This window comes from Imperialibacter sp. EC-SDR9 (assembly GCF_902498805.1).
In the GTDB taxonomy this organism is placed as follows: domain Bacteria; phylum Bacteroidota; class Bacteroidia; order Cytophagales; family Cyclobacteriaceae; genus Imperialibacter.
Genome location: NZ_LR701578.1, coordinates 255,860 through 275,019, shown reverse-complemented (window position 1 = coordinate 275,019; position 19,160 = coordinate 255,860). Strand labels below are relative to the sequence as shown.

General features: G+C 45.3%; 19 protein-coding genes. 4 read left to right on the top strand and 15 right to left on the bottom strand.

Annotated elements, in window-relative coordinates; genetic code table 11:
- Positions 1 to 22 precede the first annotated feature (22 nt).
- The 13 genes from GC130_RS08210 to GC130_RS08150 form a co-directional block, all read right to left on the bottom strand.
- Entirely contained in the window at positions 23 to 919 is an 897-nt protein-coding gene (locus GC130_RS08210; RefSeq protein WP_151997792.1) for a diacylglycerol kinase family protein, read from the bottom strand.
- A 6-nt stretch (positions 920 to 925) separates the two neighbouring features.
- Positions 926 to 3,100, bottom strand: coding sequence for a S9 family peptidase (locus GC130_RS08205; protein WP_151997791.1), 2,175 nt, complete (start codon positions 3,098 to 3,100; stop codon positions 926 to 928).
- 140 nt (positions 3,101 to 3,240) lie between these two features.
- Positions 3,241 to 3,768, bottom strand: coding sequence for an OmpH family outer membrane protein (locus tag GC130_RS08200; protein WP_151997790.1), 528 nt, complete (start codon positions 3,766 to 3,768; stop codon positions 3,241 to 3,243).
- Between the two features lie 11 nt (positions 3,769 to 3,779).
- A complete protein-coding gene (locus tag GC130_RS08195; RefSeq protein ID WP_151997789.1) occupies positions 3,780 to 4,316 on the bottom strand; it encodes an OmpH family outer membrane protein in 537 nt (178 codons plus the stop codon).
- Positions 4,317 to 4,328: 12 nt separating this feature from the next.
- Positions 4,329 to 7,010, bottom strand: a complete 2,682-nt coding sequence (locus tag GC130_RS08190; RefSeq protein WP_151997788.1) for an outer membrane protein assembly factor — start codon at positions 7,008 to 7,010, stop codon at positions 4,329 to 4,331.
- A gap of 2 nt (positions 7,011 to 7,012) precedes the next feature.
- Complete coding sequence (locus tag GC130_RS08185) at positions 7,013 to 7,750, bottom strand: isoprenyl transferase (RefSeq protein WP_151997787.1); 738 nt, start codon at positions 7,748 to 7,750, stop codon at positions 7,013 to 7,015.
- Between the two features lie 84 nt (positions 7,751 to 7,834).
- Positions 7,835 to 8,545, bottom strand: a complete 711-nt coding sequence (locus GC130_RS08180; RefSeq protein WP_151997786.1) for a DUF6089 family protein — start codon at positions 8,543 to 8,545, stop codon at positions 7,835 to 7,837.
- A 10-nt stretch (positions 8,546 to 8,555) separates the two neighbouring features.
- On the bottom strand, positions 8,556 to 9,650 hold the full coding sequence (locus GC130_RS08175; protein WP_151997785.1) for a DUF6089 family protein: 1,095 nt from the start codon (positions 9,648 to 9,650) through the stop codon (positions 8,556 to 8,558).
- A gap of 54 nt (positions 9,651 to 9,704) precedes the next feature.
- Complete coding sequence (locus GC130_RS08170; RefSeq protein WP_151997784.1) at positions 9,705 to 10,580, bottom strand: NAD kinase; 876 nt, start codon at positions 10,578 to 10,580, stop codon at positions 9,705 to 9,707.
- 25 nt (positions 10,581 to 10,605) lie between these two features.
- Positions 10,606 to 11,271 (bottom strand): cbs domain containing protein, encoded by a 666-nt coding sequence (locus GC130_RS08165; protein ID WP_226940409.1) that lies wholly within the window; start codon positions 11,269 to 11,271, stop codon positions 10,606 to 10,608.
- Positions 11,268 to 12,029 (bottom strand): alpha/beta fold hydrolase, encoded by a 762-nt coding sequence (locus tag GC130_RS08160; protein WP_151997783.1) that lies wholly within the window; start codon positions 12,027 to 12,029, stop codon positions 11,268 to 11,270. The genes GC130_RS08165 and GC130_RS08160 overlap by 4 nt, the downstream gene beginning before the upstream one ends.
- 75 nt (positions 12,030 to 12,104) lie before the next feature.
- On the bottom strand, positions 12,105 to 12,677 hold the full coding sequence (locus GC130_RS08155; RefSeq protein WP_193217808.1) for a CvpA family protein: 573 nt from the start codon (positions 12,675 to 12,677) through the stop codon (positions 12,105 to 12,107).
- A gap of 5 nt (positions 12,678 to 12,682) precedes the next feature.
- Complete coding sequence (locus GC130_RS08150) at positions 12,683 to 13,135, bottom strand: GatB/YqeY domain-containing protein (RefSeq protein WP_151997781.1); 453 nt, start codon at positions 13,133 to 13,135, stop codon at positions 12,683 to 12,685.
- 63 nt (positions 13,136 to 13,198) lie between these two features.
- Between GC130_RS08150 and GC130_RS08145 the strand changes: the two genes are divergently transcribed.
- The 4 genes from GC130_RS08145 (at position 13,199) to metK (ending at position 16,727) form a co-directional block, all read left to right on the top strand.
- On the top strand, positions 13,199 to 13,912 hold the full coding sequence (locus tag GC130_RS08145) for a pyridoxine 5'-phosphate synthase (protein ID WP_151997780.1): 714 nt from the start codon (positions 13,199 to 13,201) through the stop codon (positions 13,910 to 13,912).
- 4 nt (positions 13,913 to 13,916) lie between these two features.
- Entirely contained in the window at positions 13,917 to 14,681 is a 765-nt protein-coding gene (locus tag GC130_RS08140; RefSeq protein ID WP_151997779.1) for an alpha/beta fold hydrolase, read from the top strand.
- Between the two features lie 8 nt (positions 14,682 to 14,689).
- Complete coding sequence (locus tag GC130_RS08135) at positions 14,690 to 15,397, top strand: SAM-dependent methyltransferase (RefSeq protein WP_151997778.1); 708 nt, start codon at positions 14,690 to 14,692, stop codon at positions 15,395 to 15,397.
- A 79-nt stretch (positions 15,398 to 15,476) separates the two neighbouring features.
- Positions 15,477 to 16,727 carry a methionine adenosyltransferase gene (gene metK, locus GC130_RS08130; protein ID WP_151997777.1) on the top strand — a complete coding sequence of 417 codons (1,251 nt, stop codon included), beginning with the start codon at positions 15,477 to 15,479 and terminating at the stop codon, positions 16,725 to 16,727.
- 57 nt (positions 16,728 to 16,784) lie between these two features.
- On the opposite strand, the gene GC130_RS08125 is transcribed toward metK, so the two are convergent.
- Complete coding sequence (locus tag GC130_RS08125; RefSeq protein ID WP_151997776.1) at positions 16,785 to 17,315, bottom strand: hypothetical protein; 531 nt, start codon at positions 17,313 to 17,315, stop codon at positions 16,785 to 16,787.
- A gap of 57 nt (positions 17,316 to 17,372) precedes the next feature.
- Positions 17,373 to 19,139, bottom strand: a complete 1,767-nt coding sequence (locus GC130_RS08120; RefSeq protein WP_151997775.1) for an ABC transporter ATP-binding protein — start codon at positions 19,137 to 19,139, stop codon at positions 17,373 to 17,375.
- Between the last annotated feature and the right edge of the window lie 21 nt (positions 19,140 to 19,160).

Genomic DNA, 19,160 nt, shown 5'->3' with positions numbered 1-19,160 from the left:
TCCAAAAAACAAAAGCCTATCGTCAAGCGGAAGCCCTGACTCTCACTTTTAATGCCTTCTTATGAATGTTGATTTCAAAAGGTGGGTGGCCCAAAAGCTCCCCGTCGATATGCATCCATTGCTTTTTGTCAGCCTCTATGCTTACGTGACTGGCTTTAAAGAAGCTTACTTCCTCTAGTTTGCCGTGCCTTCCGGCCCCAAGCTTGCTCAGGCTAAGGAACCTGTTCCAGGGGAGAATTCTTTCAATAAGGCACACATCCAGCAAGCCATCATCCACTTTGGCATCCGGAGTTAGCACAAAGCCACCGCCAAAAGTGGTTCCATTGGCCACCGTGAGCAAAAGAACTTTTTTGGTGTATTTCTTACCATCGATGCTGAATGATAGCTGCTTCTCCTGGTATGAGCTTAAGATTCTGAGCACCCTGTACAAGTAGGCCCCGTAGCCCCAGAGAAGTAACGGCCTTTTCTTTTGCTTCATATCAGCTACAATCTGACCATCGAACCCTATTCCAACCCCGTTGTGAAACAGCCGTTCGTTGCAAACGCCCAAATCGATGGTTTTCTCTACTCCATGAAGAAGGGTATCCAACTGCTGGATGAGATTGCTCCCAACATTTACCGACTTAATAAAGTCGTTGCCTGTGCCGGTAGAAATTACATTTACAACGACCTTCCTATTCTCGCCAATGCCGTTTATCGCATCGTTGAGCGTTCCGTCTCCGCCGATAACCAAAAGGTCAGTAAAGCTTTCGTCCAATCTCTTCTTCACGATTGCCCTTGCATTCTGGCCTTTCTTAGTAAAGAAAGATTCATAGACCAGGTCGTTCGTTCGCAGGAATTTCTCTACCTCTCCAACTATTTTGGCACCTTTGCCATACCCGGCGGCCGGGTTTACCATTAACAGAAGTTTTCTGGGCATAGTCGGCTATAGGTTGTCAATAATGAAATTGGTCATCATGGTGTACAAGTGATACCGGTACTTACCACCAGAAATGCCATGCGTTTTGTCGGGATAATAAAAAGACTCAAACTGTTTTCCCTCTCTGATAAGTGCGTCCTGTAGTGCTACCGAGTTCTGAAAGTGAACATTGTCATCGCCCGTTCCATGTATAAGCAAGAAATTGCCCTTTAGCTTATCGGCATGGGTAATAGGCGAGTTGTCATCATATCCACCGGCGTTGTCCTGTGGGCGCATGAGGTAGCGTTCAGTATAAATGGTGTCATAAAATCGCCATGTGGTCACAGGCGCCACCGCAATGGCCGCCTTGAAGAGATCAGCCCCTTTGAACAACACCAGTGAGCTCATGTAGCCTCCATAGCTCCAGCCCCAAATACCGATGCGGGAGATGTCGACAAATGGCAGCTTCCTAAAATAACGGGCCGCTTCTATGTGATCCTCCGTTTCATACTTGCCAAGCTGCTTGTAAGTCAGCTTTTTAAACTGTTCGCCACGCCCCCCTGTTCCCCGGGTGTCGACCACCGCAACGACATAGCCCTTTTGAGTCAGCATTTGGTGCCAAAAAAAGTGCCCTCCTCCCCAGGCGTTGGTTACGTTTTGAGAGCCAGGCCCGCTGTATTGGTACAGCAATACCGGATACTTTTTATTCGGGTCAAAATCAGCGGGCTTCAGAAAATAGCCATTCAAGTCGGTTCCCTGCGAAGTGGTGAAACTGAAAAACTCTTTATCAGCAAAGCCATGATCTTGAATAGCTTTCACCAGTGCGGCATTGTCCTTCAATACTTTTACTAATTTGTTGCCTTTGCTTTGATGCAAAGTAACTTTCTGTGGCTGCGTGGCACTGGTGAAGTAATTAATATAAAAACGGGTATCGGTGCTCATTACCACTCTGTTCCATCCTTTGTCCAGGCTCAACTTCGCCTTGTTTTTCCCTTTTACATCTATTCTGTAAAGAGCTCTTTCCATCGGCGACTCTTCAGTAGAAGTATAGAACAATACTGGGGTTTTGGTGCTTTGGTCAACGCCGACGAGCGACACTGCCTCCCATGGGCCACTAGTAATCTGCCGGACCAGCTCACCACTCAGGCTATACAGATAAAAGTGTTTGAAGCCATTTTTTTCGGAGGAAAACAAAAATGTTTTGCTATCCTCCAGATAGGTGAGGTCGTCACAGAAGGTGAAATCAATATATGTCTCTGACTTATCGGTGAGTATGATTGTCGATTTCCCGGTGGAGGCGTCGGTGTGCAAAATATCCAACTGGTTTTGAAGGCGGTTCAGCCGCTGAATCGAAAGGGTTTTTGCATCTTTCAGCCACTTGATTCTGGGGATATAAATGTCTGCCTCGCTGCCAATATCGGCTTTAACGTTTCTGTTAGCTCCCACCTCGTAAATAAAGATATTAACCACCGAATTCGATTCGCCTGCTTTCGGGTACTTGTATCGATAGTCCTCCGGGTACAGCTGTCCCTCATGCCACACTTGCATGTTGTACTCCTTCACCAACGACTCGTCAAACTTGTAGTAGGCTATTCGCTGACCGTCGGGTGACCATTCAAAGGCCTTTGTCAGGTACAACTCCTCCTCATACACCCAGTCGGTGCTGCCGTTAATGATGGCGTTGCGTTTGCCATCGCTGGTTATCTGCACCTCCTGGCCTGAGGCAATGTCCTTCCAAAACAGATTGTTGTCACGGGCAAAGGTAACTTTGGATCCGTCGGGAGAAAAGGTGCCGTATGCCTGGCGCCCCTCAGAAAGTTTTGAAACAGCCTTCGTTGCGATGTCATACACATAAAAAACCGCTGTGTAGGATCTCCTGAACACCGACTGCCTGTCAGTTAACAATAATATTTTAGCCTCGTCCTCACTGAATGTGTAGTCGTCAATTTTCAGAGAAGGGGAAAGTGCACCTCCATCAACAAGCTCCTCAACTGTCAGACCGGTAGTGACATCGTATTTCACCACCTTATTGTCCTCCAGTGCGGAGTAAAACTGCCCGTCCTTCATCCAGTTCACGCTGTTGACCGACTCCACGTTGAAAGTGTTCTTCAAAGTAAAATCTTCAACAGTTATCTGGCTTTGCGAAAGAAGAGAAGTATTCAGGCTAATTAGAATTAAGAGCGTTGCGACTAACTTATGCATTGTTTTCATCTTTGAACTTCGAAAATAACTATTTCCAGAAGTATTTCTAAACCGGCTATCAATCCCACACGGATGTCTTTAGAAACAAAAACACCTGAGACTTATGTCCCAGGTGCCCTCTAAATGTGATGTTGAACTACTTAGTTTCCTCCAGTTGGAGCAGCCTTAGGAGTAATCCCCATTTTCTGCAACACGATGTTGGAGATTTCGTCGCTGTCCTTGGCAAAAAGCAACGCTTCTGATCTGAATACGTGAGTGAAGCCATTTTCTTTGGCCACATCGTCAATCGCTTTCTGAATTTTGTCGTAAGCCGGCTGAAGCAACTGAAGCTCCTTGTCCTGCATAGACTGCTGCGCATCACGCTGAAATTTTTCGATAGAGGCCTGAAGGTTCTGAAGCTCCTCCTGTTTGTCGGCCCTTTCAATGTCGGTCATCGTCTGGTAGCCGCTTTGAAACGCCTGGCCTTTGGTTTGGAACTCCTGAATTTTCGCCTGAAGGCGGTTTTGCAATTGAGTTTCATATGCCTTGAGATCGGCCTCGATTTGCTTCGATTCGGGCATTTGGGTGAGTATATAGTCTACATTGGTGTACCCAACTTTCAGTTCCTGTGCTGTGACTGAAACAGCGAAAAGTACAAATACACCAAACAGCAAGCTTCTAAGTTTCATGACTTTACGTTTTAATTTTTAATTACATCGTTTTCGTTGGCCAGGCCAAGCTCTTCAAGTACATAGTCAGTATAATCATGAATCGGATCTGTGTAGATCATGACCAACTCACCGGATTTATCAAAAACAATGGCGAGGCGATTGTTCTTTGCCATTTTTTCAACAGCCTCCCATATTTTATCCTGAACAGGCTTTATCAGCTCCTTCTTCTTTAAGAAAAAAAGACCTTCAAAGCCAAACACTTTCTTCTGATACTCCTTCACTTCCTGCATTTTCCGGTCGATCTCCGCCCGTCTATCCTTCTTCATCTCCTCAGTAAGAAGCACTTCTTCTGCATGGAAGGCAATCTGCATCTGCTCCACTTCCTGGAACATTTTCTTTATTTCTTCTTCCCAGGACAGCGACAACTTGTCGATTTCTCCCTGGGCTTCCCTGTAATCCGGCATTTGCTCCAGGATATACCCGGTGTCAACATAGCCGAATTTTTGGGCAAAGGTAGTATTTATCCCTAAACTTAAAATAAATAGCGTAAAGACTGTCCTTTTCATAGTCACATGAGGTTAGCGTATTTGCTGCCCTATGGAGAAGTGGAACTGTCCACCACTTCTGGAGGTTTGGCCTGGTATGGTGTCAAAGCCATAACCATAATCAACACCCAGAAGCCCAAAAGCGGGCATGAATACTCTAACGCCTGCTCCTACCGATTTATATAAGTTATAAGGATTATAATCCTTCAAAACGTTCCAGTTGTTGCCGCCTTCAGCGAAGGTAAGCAGGTAAATGGTGGCAGTTGGGCTCAGGGACACTGGGTACCTCAACTCGAACACAAACTTGTTATATATCACACCACCCGTAATATTGTTTACCTCATCGTAGGTTCGCAGGGAGTTATCTGTATACCCTCTCAAACCAATAATGTCGGTGGCGAGAATAAAGTTTTGTCCTGCCAAACCACTACCTCCCAATGAGAACCTTTCAAAAGGCGTGCCAGGACTGTCTTTGTCGTAAGACCCGATAACACCAAAGTGCACACGGTTCACCAAAACAAGGTTACCCACCAGCTTGAGATAGTACCACGAATCGAACATCCACTTGTGGTATTCCACCCACTTGTACTTTTCGTTAGGGGGTAAGTCCGAGATCCCCTGACCTCTGATGGCAGAATACGGTGGTGTAAACGATGCAGTTAATGAGATGTTAGAGCCAGACCTCGGGTACATCGGCTGATCCACACTGTTTCTGGCAATGGTGGTGTTGAAAGTTAAGCTATTGGCAACACCGTCGGTAAAACCAAGAGACTGGGTGCTGGTGAATCCAGCCCCATAGTTATTCAAATCATACTTCAAATAAGAAAGGCTATTGCTTACCGTGAAGTAATCATCAGGCCATGTAACACGGCGACCCAAGCTTGCTGTAATGCCCTGCACACCAAGGGTTCCGATTGGGGGCTCAGTGGTTGTGTAAAGGTATTGCCTCTGAATGGAATAGCTGTACGAAAGTCCAAAGGAATTCGGCTTGCGACCTCCCAGCCATGGCTCAGAGAACGAAACTGAATAGGTCTGGAATCTTTTTCCGTTGGCCTGGAACCTAACGGAGAGCTTTTGACCATCACCCACAGGAAGCGGGCTCCATGTTTTCGGATAAGGTATCTTCCTTAGAGAGAAGTTGTTGAACGTGACACCAAGGGTACCTACAAAACCGATTGGTCCACCCCAACCGCCTGAAAGCTCTATCTGGTCACTTGGGCGCTCCTCTACCTGCCATTCGATGTCGGCAGTTTCCTTGGCCATGTTAGGGAGCACGTTCGGCGTTACTGTTTCCGGATTAAAGTAGCCTAGCTGTGCAAGCTCCCTTTGCGTACGGATCACGTCGTTGCGGCTGAATTTCTGACCGGGAAGCGTTCTCAGCTCACGAATAATTACGTGGTCGTTCGTCCGGTCATTGCCGGTCACATAAATCTTATCAAGCGTTGCTTGCGAGCCTTCAGAAAGGCGCATTTCTACGTCGATGCTATCTCCGTTTATTCTAACTTCTACCGCTTGGGGATTAAAGAAAAGGTAGCCATTGTCCATATACAGAGAGCTAATATCCGGACCCTGCGGGTTGAATGTCAGTTTCTTTTGAATGAGCTCCATGTCATACACGTCGCCCTTCTTAATGCCGAGCACCTTATCCAGCGTTTCACTGTCATATACGTAGTTGCCTGACCAGGTGATGTCCCCAAAGTAGTATTTCTGACCTGGGTCTACCGTGATGTAGACATCAAGCCCTTTGTCGCTCTTTACGGTTGAGTCGGCTACAATCTCCGCATCCCTGTATCCCTGAGAATTAAAATAAGTGATAAGGCTCTTTTTGTCCTCCTCGTATTTTGGCTGAAGAAACTTCTTGGTTTTGAAAAAATTGATTTTAACGTTGTCGTGCAAGTAGCTTCTGAACTCTCTCCACCCGAAGGGCTTGGTTGAAGTAACAAATTCTTTTATTTCCTTAGGCTGGAAGATTCTAAGAGAACGACCAACCAAGTCCTCTATAAGCGTGAACCTAAGCCGCTCTCCCGTGTTTTTCATTTTTGACTTTAGCTTGGAGTCAAGAAAAACATCATTGCCTGTAAATTTGATGTCGTTTACCTTGACCTTGTACTTTTTGTCAACCACTATCTTCAGCATGACGCTGTTGGAGAGCAGCGTGTCTTTTTGTTGCACAACCTTTACGTCGGCATTCAAATACCCTTTTCCCTGAAAATACTTTTGAATCGTCAGTTCGGTGTTCTTGATGACGGCGTCGGTTACAACCCTTCCTTTTATGAGTTTAATATCGTCTTCGATATCGCTTTTCTGCGTTTTGTTAAGGCCCTCGAAAGTGAACTTGGTCAGTCGTGGTCTTTCCTTCAGCTCAATCGTCAAAAAGATTTGGTTGCCCTCTATTTTGCTTACAAAAAGAGAGACGTCTCCCAAAATTCCCTGGTTCCAAAGCTTTTTGATGGCACCGGAGGTAGCGTCACCAGGCACCTTAATCGTTGACCCAACACTCAGGCCCGAAATTGAGATGATGGCATTCTTGTCCAGGTATTCTGAACCCGTCACTTCTATCCCCCCAATCTCATACTCCTTTGGGTTGGAGTAGTCAAGCTGAAGACCAGAGCCAGACGTGGCTGGCGTGCTCCGAAGTCCCGGGCGGATTTGTGCGTCCACACTTTGGACAATGCACAACAGGGAGGCCGCAAATACAATTACAATTTTCTTCATTCTCAGGAATTCACTTGTTCACTGATTTTTCCAAATCTTCTTTCTCTTCTTTGGTACCCAACTATAGCCTCATAAAGATGATCTCTTCTGAAGTCGGGCCAAAGCACTTCTGTAATAAACAACTCGGTGTAGGCAACTTGCCAAAGTAAAAAATTACTTATGCGCATTTCCCCACTAGTCCTAATTAACAATTCCGGGTCAGGAATGCCCTTAGTGTCAAGGTAAGCGCCCAGCAGCCCCTCCGTAATGTCTTCTGTGCTTCTGTGCCCGTCCACGATATCCTGGGCTACTTTTTTGACAGCTTCCGTAATTTCCCACCTACCGCTGTAATTTAAGGCCAGTATCAGGGTCAATCCATCATTGAACTGGGTCGCCTTCTTGGCATAGTCCAGGTTGTCCTGGGCATCCTTGGGCAGGCTCAGAATGTTGCCTATCGACTTAAGCCTTATATTATTTTTCTGTAGTGTTGGCAGCTCCTTTTTTATGGTGGATACCAACAATGACATTAATCCATTTACTTCCTCAATAGGCCTGGCCCAATTCTCCGTTGAAAATGCATACAAAGTTAAATAATCGACGCCCAGCTCTGCACTTCCTTCTGCCGCATCTCTCACTGCCTGTATGGCATTCTGATGTCCGAATATCCTTGCAGCGCCTCTTTTCTTAGCCCATCTGCCGTTGCCATCCATAATGATGGCAATGTGGCGGGGAATAGCGTCTGAATTAATCAATTCTTTCATGCCCTAAGGGTCTCTCAGTGTCTAGCAAACCGCAAAGTTGCTAATTTTTAGCTAAATAAATAAGGAGAAATCTAAATAGGAGAGTCAATTATACTCATAACGGTTGGGAACATACCTGAAAGGGCATGGAATTTCGTACAAAATATAGGTAATCGAGAACCCAGCGAAGTAATACCAGTCTTTGCTTTCCGGGTTGCCGTACTGGTAGTTCTTCAATGTAATGTCACCATCGGACACGCTGTCCAAATAGTCGAAAAAAGTCTTTCTCAAGCCAAATTCTAATCCTACTGCATATCTTTTTCCCACCAGCTGCTTAATGCCTACCCCAAATGGAATAACTGGTTGCAGCTTATTAAAGTCTGCTCTTGCCTCATCGTAGCCAAAGGTTCTGAAAATGCCAAAACCCGCAAAAAAGTAGGGAGAAAAGTAAACGTTGGTGTGTGGGTGCTTATAGTCCAGAAAATAGTACTCAAACACAGATGAACCCTCAATTAACGTGATATCGAATGAGTAGTCTCTATTGGTGCCTAGTATATCAACTGCCCGTTGATCGTCTCCTTTTATCTTTCCTGCCGTCAGCCCAAGCCTTACACTAACGACGTTGTTAACATTCATCCTGTAAAATGCGTTGAGTCCGGGAGTCCAGCCTTTCAATCGCAGTTTTGGGCTTAGATCTCCGGTATAAGTAAGCATTCCCAATCCCCCACCGTACTCTGTATATTGAGCAAGGGCCTTGCCGCTAAAAAAAATCACCAGCAGACTGGTGATTAATGATATGTAAACTCTCTTTTTCAACTTCCCAATATTATCTGAATTTAGCACTCCGGCGAACCTTGCCGAACACGTACATTAAACGTATCTGGGTGACAATATATTGGTCGTTGTTGCTGGGATTTCCTCTTATGTCGTCTTCGAAGCCCCAGCCAGCTATTGTTGGGTAAGGCTGACCATCAATTTGAGAAACCTTAGTACTCGTTCCACCATAGGCTTCGGTGATCAAAGTCAGCTGTCGGGGTTGCCCCGAAGCCGAGTTTGCTTCACGAGACCTGTCGGCCATGGTGCGGGCAAGTTCATTTGTACCAAAAGCTCCAGGATCGACGTATCTGCCACTCAAATCGTCAATATAATCGAAGAAAAGAAGGCGATACCCTATTTCGAAAGCAGCGTCGAAAGGGCCAGGCAGCCTAAATCTTGATCCTATACCAAACGGAATAGCATAAGAAAGCGACTTGTAGGGCTCAATATCATACTGATCGCTATTTTGACCTTCAGTACCCAAATCTTTTAGAGAAACCCATTTCCCTGCTTCGGCTAGTGGAGTGCCATCATTGCCAAGCTCCGGGGCAAGTCCTTTGGGGTTATGGAGAAAAGCTGCCCCCCCAGCAAATACGTAGGGAGCGAATGGTAGCCTTGACCCTGCACCACCTTCGTTTGGAAATATGTCCATTTCGAGAATTACTGACAGTTCCTTAACATCGTTTCTGAAGGAAAGATTTCTCGTGTATCGTGGAAGACTTTCGATTAGCGCAGGATCAGCCGAGTCAAAATCATCAGATTTCAATCTTACCCAGTTGAAACTAGACCGCACGCTGGCCATTTTATGGGCCCTGTAGGTATGGGTAATACCAAAACCAGGTCTGGTGAAAGAGATATCTGTACTGACAGCCCGGGAAAGTGGAGCTATATCGCCAAAGTAGTTTGATGCATTCAAATTCACGCCAAGGGAGTGATAGCTCTTGAACCGGGAAACACCGCCACTGATCCGGCCACCTCTGTAGGAGGACATAGCTTTGTTTCTTTGCAATTTGGCTTTGCTTCTTCTTTTGTACTGACCAAACGCATCTTCACTTGCAAGCAGTGCAGGAACCAAAATGATAAGTATGAGAATAAACTTCTTCATTGAAGAGTTCTATTTTTTTGTAAAAGTAGTGAAAAAAGAAAAGCTGGATTAAAATTAATTTCTAAGATCAAAGCCCCAATTTAGTTTATTCCTAAGTGTATCCAAAAACGAGTAGCCGTTGAGCTGGATCAATTTGGCTCTGAAATCCTCCTTCCTAACCGACATTTCTACCGAAGAATCAACCGTATGTGACCGTGAATCCAATGAGGCCAGGAAGTTTCTCCCCCTGCTTTCTATAACGAACGAAATGACACTTTCGTCAGGGACAATCAAAGGGCGTACGTTCAAGTTATGGGGACTAACCGGGGTTATCACAAAATTGTTTGAATGAGGCAGAATAACAGGCCCGCCACAACTAAGTGAATAGCCAGTGGATCCTGTTGGCGTCGAAACCATCAGTCCGTCAGCCCAATACGAATTAAGGTACTCTCCATTAATATAGCACTTAACGGTGATCATTGAAGAGGTATCCTTCTTTGTAATTGTGAATTCGTTCAGAGCAAAACTTGTATCGCCAAATACTTCCTTGTTCGTTTCTAGTCTCAGAAGTGTTCTGTAGTCGTAGGTAAAGCGTTGCTCAAAAAAAGATGTCAAAGCATTCTGAATATCCAGCTTTGAGATATTTGCCAGAAACCCTAATCTGCCGGTGTTAATTCCCAAAATTGGTGTTTCTGCATGCTTTACATAGGTGACAGTTTCAAGCAATGTCCCGTCGCCACCTAAGCTGATAATAGCATCCAATGACTCAACGGGATTTGCTTTGCTGAGGTCCGGGCCACCTGGCAAGTCAAACCCCGCTTTGGTAGCATGCTTTCGAAAGATTTGCGAAACTATTACCTCAACATTTTTCTTCTGAAGAAATAAGATAACCTCCTGAATAAATGGAATGGTGTCGCTGTTGAATTTATGACCATGGAGGGCTATTCTCATATCGGATTAACTAATTGTGCTGGCTTTAAATGCCCAGGTATTTCATTAAAATGTCCATTCTTTCCTGTTCGTCAACAGCTTCTGGAGCATTATTGAATTTAGCCACTATTTGATATCCAAACCTTTCCAAAGTTGCTTGTACCCGGCTAAGGTCTTCGAGGTTGATCTTGATCGTAAGGCTCACTTTTGAAGAATCATTTGGATCGTCAGTTAGATATGAGCTGAGAATCTTGCCATTGTCTGATTCTATGAGCCGACTAATTTCTGCCAGGGAATAATCTATCTGTTTCATTGAAAGCACAAGAATGCCCCCATGACTTTTTATCGAAGATGTCATGGCAAATGCCTGAATAACGTCCTCCAGTGTAATTACACCAAGGTAAGTACCAACGTTGTCCGTTACTGCCACAAGCGACAATCCATTGTTGTCGCAGGCCTTTATCACGTCATAATAATGCTGCGATTGATCTACTTTACATTTAACGCCCTGTAAATCGTAGTCTGCTACTCTTGGCAGGGCCGCATTCAATTCAAGGATCGTGTCCTCGTTGATGAATCCCAGAAATTCTCCCTTCTCAACAACAGGAAGTTCCGTCGAGTGGAGCTCTTCCATCCACAGAATTGCTTTCTGAATTTCGTCACTCAGCTTGAGTGGGGGAATCATGTAATTGATAAGATCACTCGCTATCATGCAGCTTCATTTAGTAGAAACTCACTTAATATATCGTTAAACTTATCAGGGTGTTCCATCATTGGGGCGTGGCAACACTTGTCGATGAACCTAAGTGTTGAATTGGGTATCAGTCTGTTGAATTCATGCGCCACCTCTGGAGGCGTAATAGTATCGTTAAGCCCCCACACCAGAAGGGTAGGTATTTTAATTGATTGTACTTCTTTGGCCATATTGTGGCGCTGAGCAGATTTTGCAATGGCCACTATGCGCATACATTTGGGGATGCTTTTAGTTGTCTCAAAAACCTCCTCGATATAATCCGGCGTGGCTGTTTTTGGATCGTAAAAAGTGTACTCAACCCTTTCCTTAATGTACTCATAGCTTCCCCTCTTCGGAAACGAGCCGCCCATTGAATTTTCAAAAAGCCCGGAGCTACCAGTAAGTATCATTTTCCTCACCTTGCTTTTATTTGCAAGGGTATATATCAGCGCTATATGGCCTCCAAGTGAATTGCCCATCAGGGTAAAATCTTTGAGTCCCATCATTTCGACGAAACCCTCAAGGTATTCGACTAATCCATCGAGCCCAGCTTCTCTAATTGGCATTTCGTAAATCGGAAGCATGGGAATGACGACTCTGTGCGTCTTGGAAAACCGGCGAACTACGCTATCCCAGTTACTAAGGGCACCAAAAAGGCCGTGAAGAAGCAAAAGCGTTTCGCCCTTGCCCTCGTCGATATACGGATAGTTATTCTGTGTTTTTAGTTCTATGTTCATTCTGATCACTGAATTAACCCAATATAGATAAAATCCGTTCTGAGATAAAGTTTTTTGTTGATGTGTTGCTCAAGCCTAAACAATTCTTAGCTGAGTTAATGCCACAATATAGGCTTGCCTCTCTGCAGGCTGTTGTTCCGGGGTCAGCTTTTCGAAAAACTCCTTGACAAACGGCAACACTACAGAAATAGTGTCGATCATCCAGGGGGCGAGGCTCACCACAAAAGGATAAATTTTGGCTCCTTCGACGTATTCATCAGCTAGTTGAAACCCAAAAAAGGTCAGCAGCCAAAGCAGGAAGCTTAAGGCTAAAGCCCATTTCAAAACCCCAGCCAGAGACCCTGCCAGGTCGTCGAAGCTCCCGAGTAAAGTTAAGTCAATCGTTTTTTTGAGAGCCAGGCCAATTAGGTTAACGACGAGCACTATAACGACAAAAACGATAATAAAAGAGATGACAGGAACAAGCCCCGGCACTTTAGTAAAGTATCCGTCGAGGAAACTTGCCACAAGTGGGGTGAATTGAAACCCGCCAATAATTCCCAAAATGAAGGCAAACAGGCCGACAATTTCCAACAGAAGTCCTTTTTGGAAACCCCGAAACGCTCCAAGAACAAGGATAATAAGAATGACTATGTCAATGACTCTCAACGGACTTACTTGCTTAATAGCTCTTTAACCAGCGTTGAGATCATTTTACCGTCGGCTTTTCCGGCCAATGCTTTCGTTGCTGCACCCATCACCTTGCCCATGTCCTGAGGGCTGGAGGCACCTACTTGAGCAATTATTTTTGCAACCTCCGACTTCACTTCCTCTTCTGAAAGCTGCTTTGGCAAAAATTCATTGATAACATCCAGCTCCGCCTGCTCCTTTTCCGCCAAATCGGGTCGGTTTTGTTCTTCAAAAATGGCCAGTGAGTCTTTTCTCTGCTTAGCAGCCTTAGTCAAAATAGCCATTTCTGCTGCCTGATCAAGCTCTGCTTTGGCACCCTTTTCAGACTCCGCCAGCAAAATCAGCGACTTGATAGCTCTCAGCGCCCTCAGCCTTTCTGAGTTTTTGCTTAGCATGGCTTGCTTTATATCTCCGTCGATTTGGGTTTTAAGGCTCATATCTGAATTTTTTAAAATCGTTATTGGTTAATTTGCAGCAAAGTTATACAAATCAGTATAAGAATGACCAGGCTCAGTGTTAACATAAATAAAGTAGCCACGCTCAGAAATGCCAGAGGAGCAAATAATCCGGACGTGGTAAAGGTTGCAAAAGACTGCGAGGTCTTCGGCGCACAGGGAATCACTGTACACCCACGGCCCGATGAAAGGCATATTCGCCATAGCGACGTACTGGAGCTTTCGAAGGTAGTGACCACTGAATTTAATATTGAAGGGTATCCCGACAGACGGTTTATCGATCTGGTAAAAACGGTAAAGCCTGCGCAAGCCACTTTGGTTCCAGATCCGCCGGAAGCGATCACATCAAACACAGGTTGGGATACCTTGAAACACCAGGTTTTCCTCGCTGAAGTCTCAGCAGAACTCCACACTGCTGGCGTAAGGGTCTCCATTTTCCTCAATCCGGACGTAAAATTGGTGGAGGCTGCAGCCAAAAGTGGAGCAGACAGAATAGAGCTCTACACCGAGCCATATGCCACGCATTATCATAGCAACCGGGAAAGGGCTATCGCTTCATATATCGAAACATCACAACTGGCAAAGTCTGCCGGGCTTGGCATTAATGCTGGCCACGACCTTGACTTACACAACCTGGCTTATTTGGTGCAGCAAATTCCGGCAATTGACGAAGTGTCCATTGGGCATGCCCTGATCTGCGATGCCTTGTACTATGGGCTGGAAAATACTATCCAAATGTATCTGCGCCAGTTAACTTAAAACTATGAGTGACAAAAAGCTATTCTTTAGAAAACTCGGCCAGGGAAAAGCACTTATTATTTTGCACGGGCTTTTTGGAGCCTCGGACAACTGGTTGACCATTGGCAAGTCATTGTCGGAACATTTTGAGGTTTATCTGGTCGATCAGAGAAACCATGGGCAGTCGTTCCATGACCCTGAGCACAATTTTGATGTGATGGCGGAAGACCTGGGTAACTTTATAAAAGAAAATAATATTGCTCAGCCGATCATTCTTGGGCATTCAATGGGTGGTAAGGTGGCTATGAACTATGCGTTGAGCCATCCGGGCAAACTTGAGAAGCTGATTATTGTAGACATTTCACCTCGTGGTTACAAAGTCCACCATGATCAAATACTGGAGGGGCTAAAGTCTATTGACCTCGGTTCTTTGGAATCGAGAAAGGAAGCGGATGATCAGCTGGCCAAATACGTTCCGAATGTGGGCGAAAGGCAGTTTCTGCTTAAAAGCCTTAGCCGAGCCGGTGACGGATTCGAATGGAAAATAAACGTGGCTGCCATCGATAATAATATCGGGCTGATTGTGGGGGAAATAGACGGAGAGCCAAATACAGTTCCCACCCTTTTCATTGACGGCGAGAACTCTAATTACATTCGGGACATTGACCTTCCTATTATTAAGAAGCTTTTTCCTGACAGCCAGGTTGTCACTATAAAAAATGCCGGCCACTGGGTGCATGCCGAGCAGCCTGAAGCCTTTCTTAAGACATTGATGGCCTTTCTATCGTAGCAGAGTACATGAGCGCTGGAAAATTGTACCTCGTACCAAGTCCACTTTCCGACAACAGGGTTGATCTGATAATAAATGGTCAGGTTAAAGAAATAATTTCCTCCCTCAACTGGTTCTTCGCTGAGAACATCAGAACCTCCAGAAGGTTTATCAGCTCCTTGAATTTAGGCAGGCCTATCGAATCGCTGCATTTTGCTGAGCTCAACAAAGACACTAAGGATGCAGAAGTTTCAAAGCTCATGGATATAGTCATTTCGGGCGAAAGCGCTGGAGTTATATCCGAAGCTGGCTGCCCCGGAATAGCCGATCCAGGTGCTAAAATAGTCGCCCTTGCCCACAAAAAAGGAGTTGAAGTAATCCCACTGGTTGGTCCTTCGTCTATCTTTTTGGCGTTAATGGGTTCCGGATTTTCTGGTCAGTCATTTACCTTCCACGGATATTTGCCGATCGATAAGAAAGCCGCGCAGGACAAGATAAGGCAAATGGAGAAAGAGGTTGTGCAGCAGGGTACAACACAAATTTTTATGGAAACGCCCTACAGAAACAACCAGTTAGTGGAGGTAATGATCAATACCTGTCAGAATAATTCGCTTTTATGCATTGCAAGCGATATAACAGGAGAGACAGAGTTTATCCAAACCAAGAAAATTTCTGACTGGAGGGTTAAACACCCAAATTTGCACAAAATACCAACTGTTTTCCTGCTAGGAAAATAATACCTGGGTCTCAGGTTTTTAAATAAGGAAAGCTCCACTAAATTTGCACGCTTAAAAATCAGACAACAAAGAAAAACAAATGCCATATCTATTCACGTCGGAATCTGTGTCGGAAGGGCACCCTGATAAAGTAGCTGATCAAATTTCAGATGCGCTGGTCGATCATTTTCTTGCTTTCGACCCTAATTCGAAAGTTGCTTGCGAAACACTTGTAACCACTGGTCAGGTAGTGTTAGCTGGTGAAGTAAAGTCAGACACTTATATTGATGTGCAGTCAATTGCCCGTGAGGTAATCAACCGCATTGGTTATACCAAATCCGAGTATCAGTTCGAGGGCAATTCGTGCGGGGTGCTTTCTGCAGTGCATGAGCAATCGCCTGATATTAACAGAGGCGTTGATCGTGGCAAACCAGAGGAGCAAGGTGCCGGCGACCAGGGAATGATGTTTGGCTTTGCCAGTAACGAAACCTCAAGCTATATGCCATTGGCGCTTGACCTTTCTCACAGACTGCTGAGAGAACTGGCGGTAATGAGAAGAGAAAATGGCGCCATCAAGTACCTGAGGCCTGACGCCAAGTCGCAGGTGACAATCGAGTACTCTGATGACCATACACCTATCAGGATTGACTCCATTGTTGTTTCGACGCAGCACGACGATTTTGATGAAGAATCAAAGATGCTTGCAAAAATTAAGCAGGACGTCATCAACGTTTTGATTCCAAGGGTGAAAGCGCAGCTACCGGCTCATATTCAAAAGTTGTTCAACGATAAGATAAAATACCACGTAAACCCAACTGGCAAATTTGTTATTGGTGGACCTCATGGTGACACTGGCCTGACCGGAAGAAAAATCATTGTTGATACTTACGGCGGCAAAGGCGCTCACGGTGGTGGTGCATTTTCCGGTAAAGACCCGAGCAAAGTTGACCGTTCGGCAGCTTACGCCACACGCCATATTGCCAAGAACCTTGTAGCCGCTGGTGTGGCTGATCAAATTCTTGTGCAGGTTTCCTACGCTATCGGTGTGGTAGAGCCCATGGGTATTTTTGTTGATACTTATGGCTCCGCAAAAGTGAAGTTGTCAGATGGCGAAATTGCTCAGAAAGTATCGGCAATTTTTGACATGCGTCCCGGCATCATCGAACAGCGATTGAAGCTTCGCCAGCCTATGTACCAGGAAGCAGCAGCTTACGGCCACATGGGTAGAAAAAATGAAGTAGTTAAGAAGAAGTTTAACAGACCTGGCGAAACAAAAGAAATGGAAGTTGAGCTTTTCACCTGGGAAAAACTTGACTACGTTGATAAGGTAAAGAAAGAGTTTGGCTTATAAGCCATGCAATAATTGATATTAAAAGGGACCTGTTGGTGAATGCCGACAGGTCTTTTTTTACTTGACAAACGCCTCAATCGTTACTGAATTGTCAGGCAGGTACCGCTGCATAAAGAAATCCTCCAGCGCCATTCCCTTTTCCTGGGCGTAGTCAAAAATCATGGTTTGTATTTTTTCCCGACTGGGCCGCACCAACCAGTGCATGGAAAGGTTCACCGTAAGGCTTCCGGGGGCTCTCAGCTTTTTCAATTGATAGTTGCCTTCAATTTGGGTTACCCTGCCTGTCAGCAAAACACCAAAAAACTGATTGATTTCATCGCCATCTTCCGGTGGATAAGTAAGCTCCACCAAATCCCCCTTCCAGTCTTCGTTGATAATTTTTGACCGGATGTCCTCAAAAACCATCCTTGCCGAATCAGCCACATAGCGACCTTTGAAAGGTGTGCCCACTATGTCGTAACTTACCGCACCAGACTCCTGAACTTCGTATTCTTTGGCGCCTCCCAGAAGAAAGTAAATGCTGAATGAAATAATTGCCAGAGAGACAGCTGAAACAGCGTAGTACTTGTACCTTGGGTCAATCGTCATGGATCTGATCTGTTGAGGCATCAAAAGAAATCAAAAAAAGGCCGATTTCAAACAATACTAAACAACCTCCTTGTATTGCATTTTATGCAGCTGAGCATAGTAACCATCCATGCTTAACAACTCGTCATGGGTGCCTTCCTCCTTTATTTCGCCTTTCTCAAGCACTACTATTTTGTTTGCTCGCTGAATTGTCGAGAGACGGTGAGCAATCACAATGGATGTTCTGCCTTTCATTAGTTTGTCAATGGCTCCCTGAATCAGTTCTTCAGTCTCCGTATCAACCGATGAAGTGGCCTCATCGAGGACAATGATTTTGGGATCATACACCATGGCCCGCACAAAAGAGATGAGCTGCCTTTGCCCAACCGAAAGTGTGGCTCCACGTTCCATCACATTATAGTCGAAGCCGCCTGGCAGCCGCTCTATAAACTCCCTTGCGCCAACAAGCTCAGCTGCCTCAATCACTTTTGACTTTGGAATCGCCGGATTGCCAAGTGTGATGTTATTAAGAATGGAATCTGAAAACAGAAAAACATCCTGAAGCACTACGCCGATATTGAGCCTGAGCGACGCAAGGTCATATTCTCTTACGTCCACCCCATCAATGGTGATGCTGCCCTTGTTGATTTCATAAAATCTACTCAGGAGGTTAATCACCGAAGACTTACCAGCTCCTGTAGCACCCACCAAAGCCAGCGTTTCTCCAGGATTCACTTCAAGGTTGATATCCTTCAGCACGTATTCTTCGTCGATGTAGGCAAACGATACGTGTTCAAACTTCACCTCGCCCTTTAAAGTAGTTGGCGCAAAAGTACCGTTATTGGCGATGTGCTCTTTGCTGTCGAGCAAATCCAGAATCCTGTTGGAGCTAACGATACCCATTTGTAATGTATTGAAGCGATCAGCAATCATCCTGATGGGGCGGAAAAACATCTGGATATACATGATAAATGAGATCAGGACGCCAAGGGTGATTTGATCGTCGATAACACCTCTGGCACCGTACCAAACTACAAGGCCGATACCTGCCGCCTGAATAACCTCAGCCACCGGGAAATAAATCGAATAATACAGTACCGACCTGATATTGGCCTTTTTATGTTCCCTGTTGATCTCCTTGAATTTTTCGTACTCCCTGTCTTCGCTATTGAATATCTGCACGATGTTCATGCCTGTGATATGCTCCTGTACAAAAGAGTTCAGGTTGGAAACGGCTGTACGCACCTCATTGAAGGCCACCTTTACTTTCTCCTTGAACACATAGGTGCTGATGATCAGCAGTGGCAGGGTTGAAAGACTTACCAGCGTCAGCTTCCAGCTAATCGCAAACATCATGGCAAAGATGACGACGATCTGAAGCAGGTCTCCAATAATAGCTGCCAGGCCTTCGCTGAATACGTCGGACAGAGTCTCTACGTCAGACACGTTTCTGGTCACGAGGCGGCCAATAGGCGTTTTGTCAAAAAACTTAAGTTTCAGCGTTTGGAGGTGCTTGAAGAGCTTGATCCTGATGTCTCGAATAATGAACTGGCCCAGCCAACCCGACAAGTAAGTATGGCTGTATTGCACAATAGCAGTGGCAACGATTACCCCGACCAAAATAAGGGTCATGTTCACCAGCCCCTGGAAATCACCAATGGCCACGTACTTATCAATCGTAATCTGAATGAGGTAAGGGCGAAGTGGTGACAAAAACGCCAGCAGAATGGTGAGCACCACGAGAAAGTAAAACTTGCCTATGTAGGGCTTTGCAAATACAAAAAGTCGCCTGAGTACTTTCAGGTCAATGATATTTCCGCTTACGGTTTCCTTTTCCAAAACTATCGACTAGGGACGTGGTTAGTA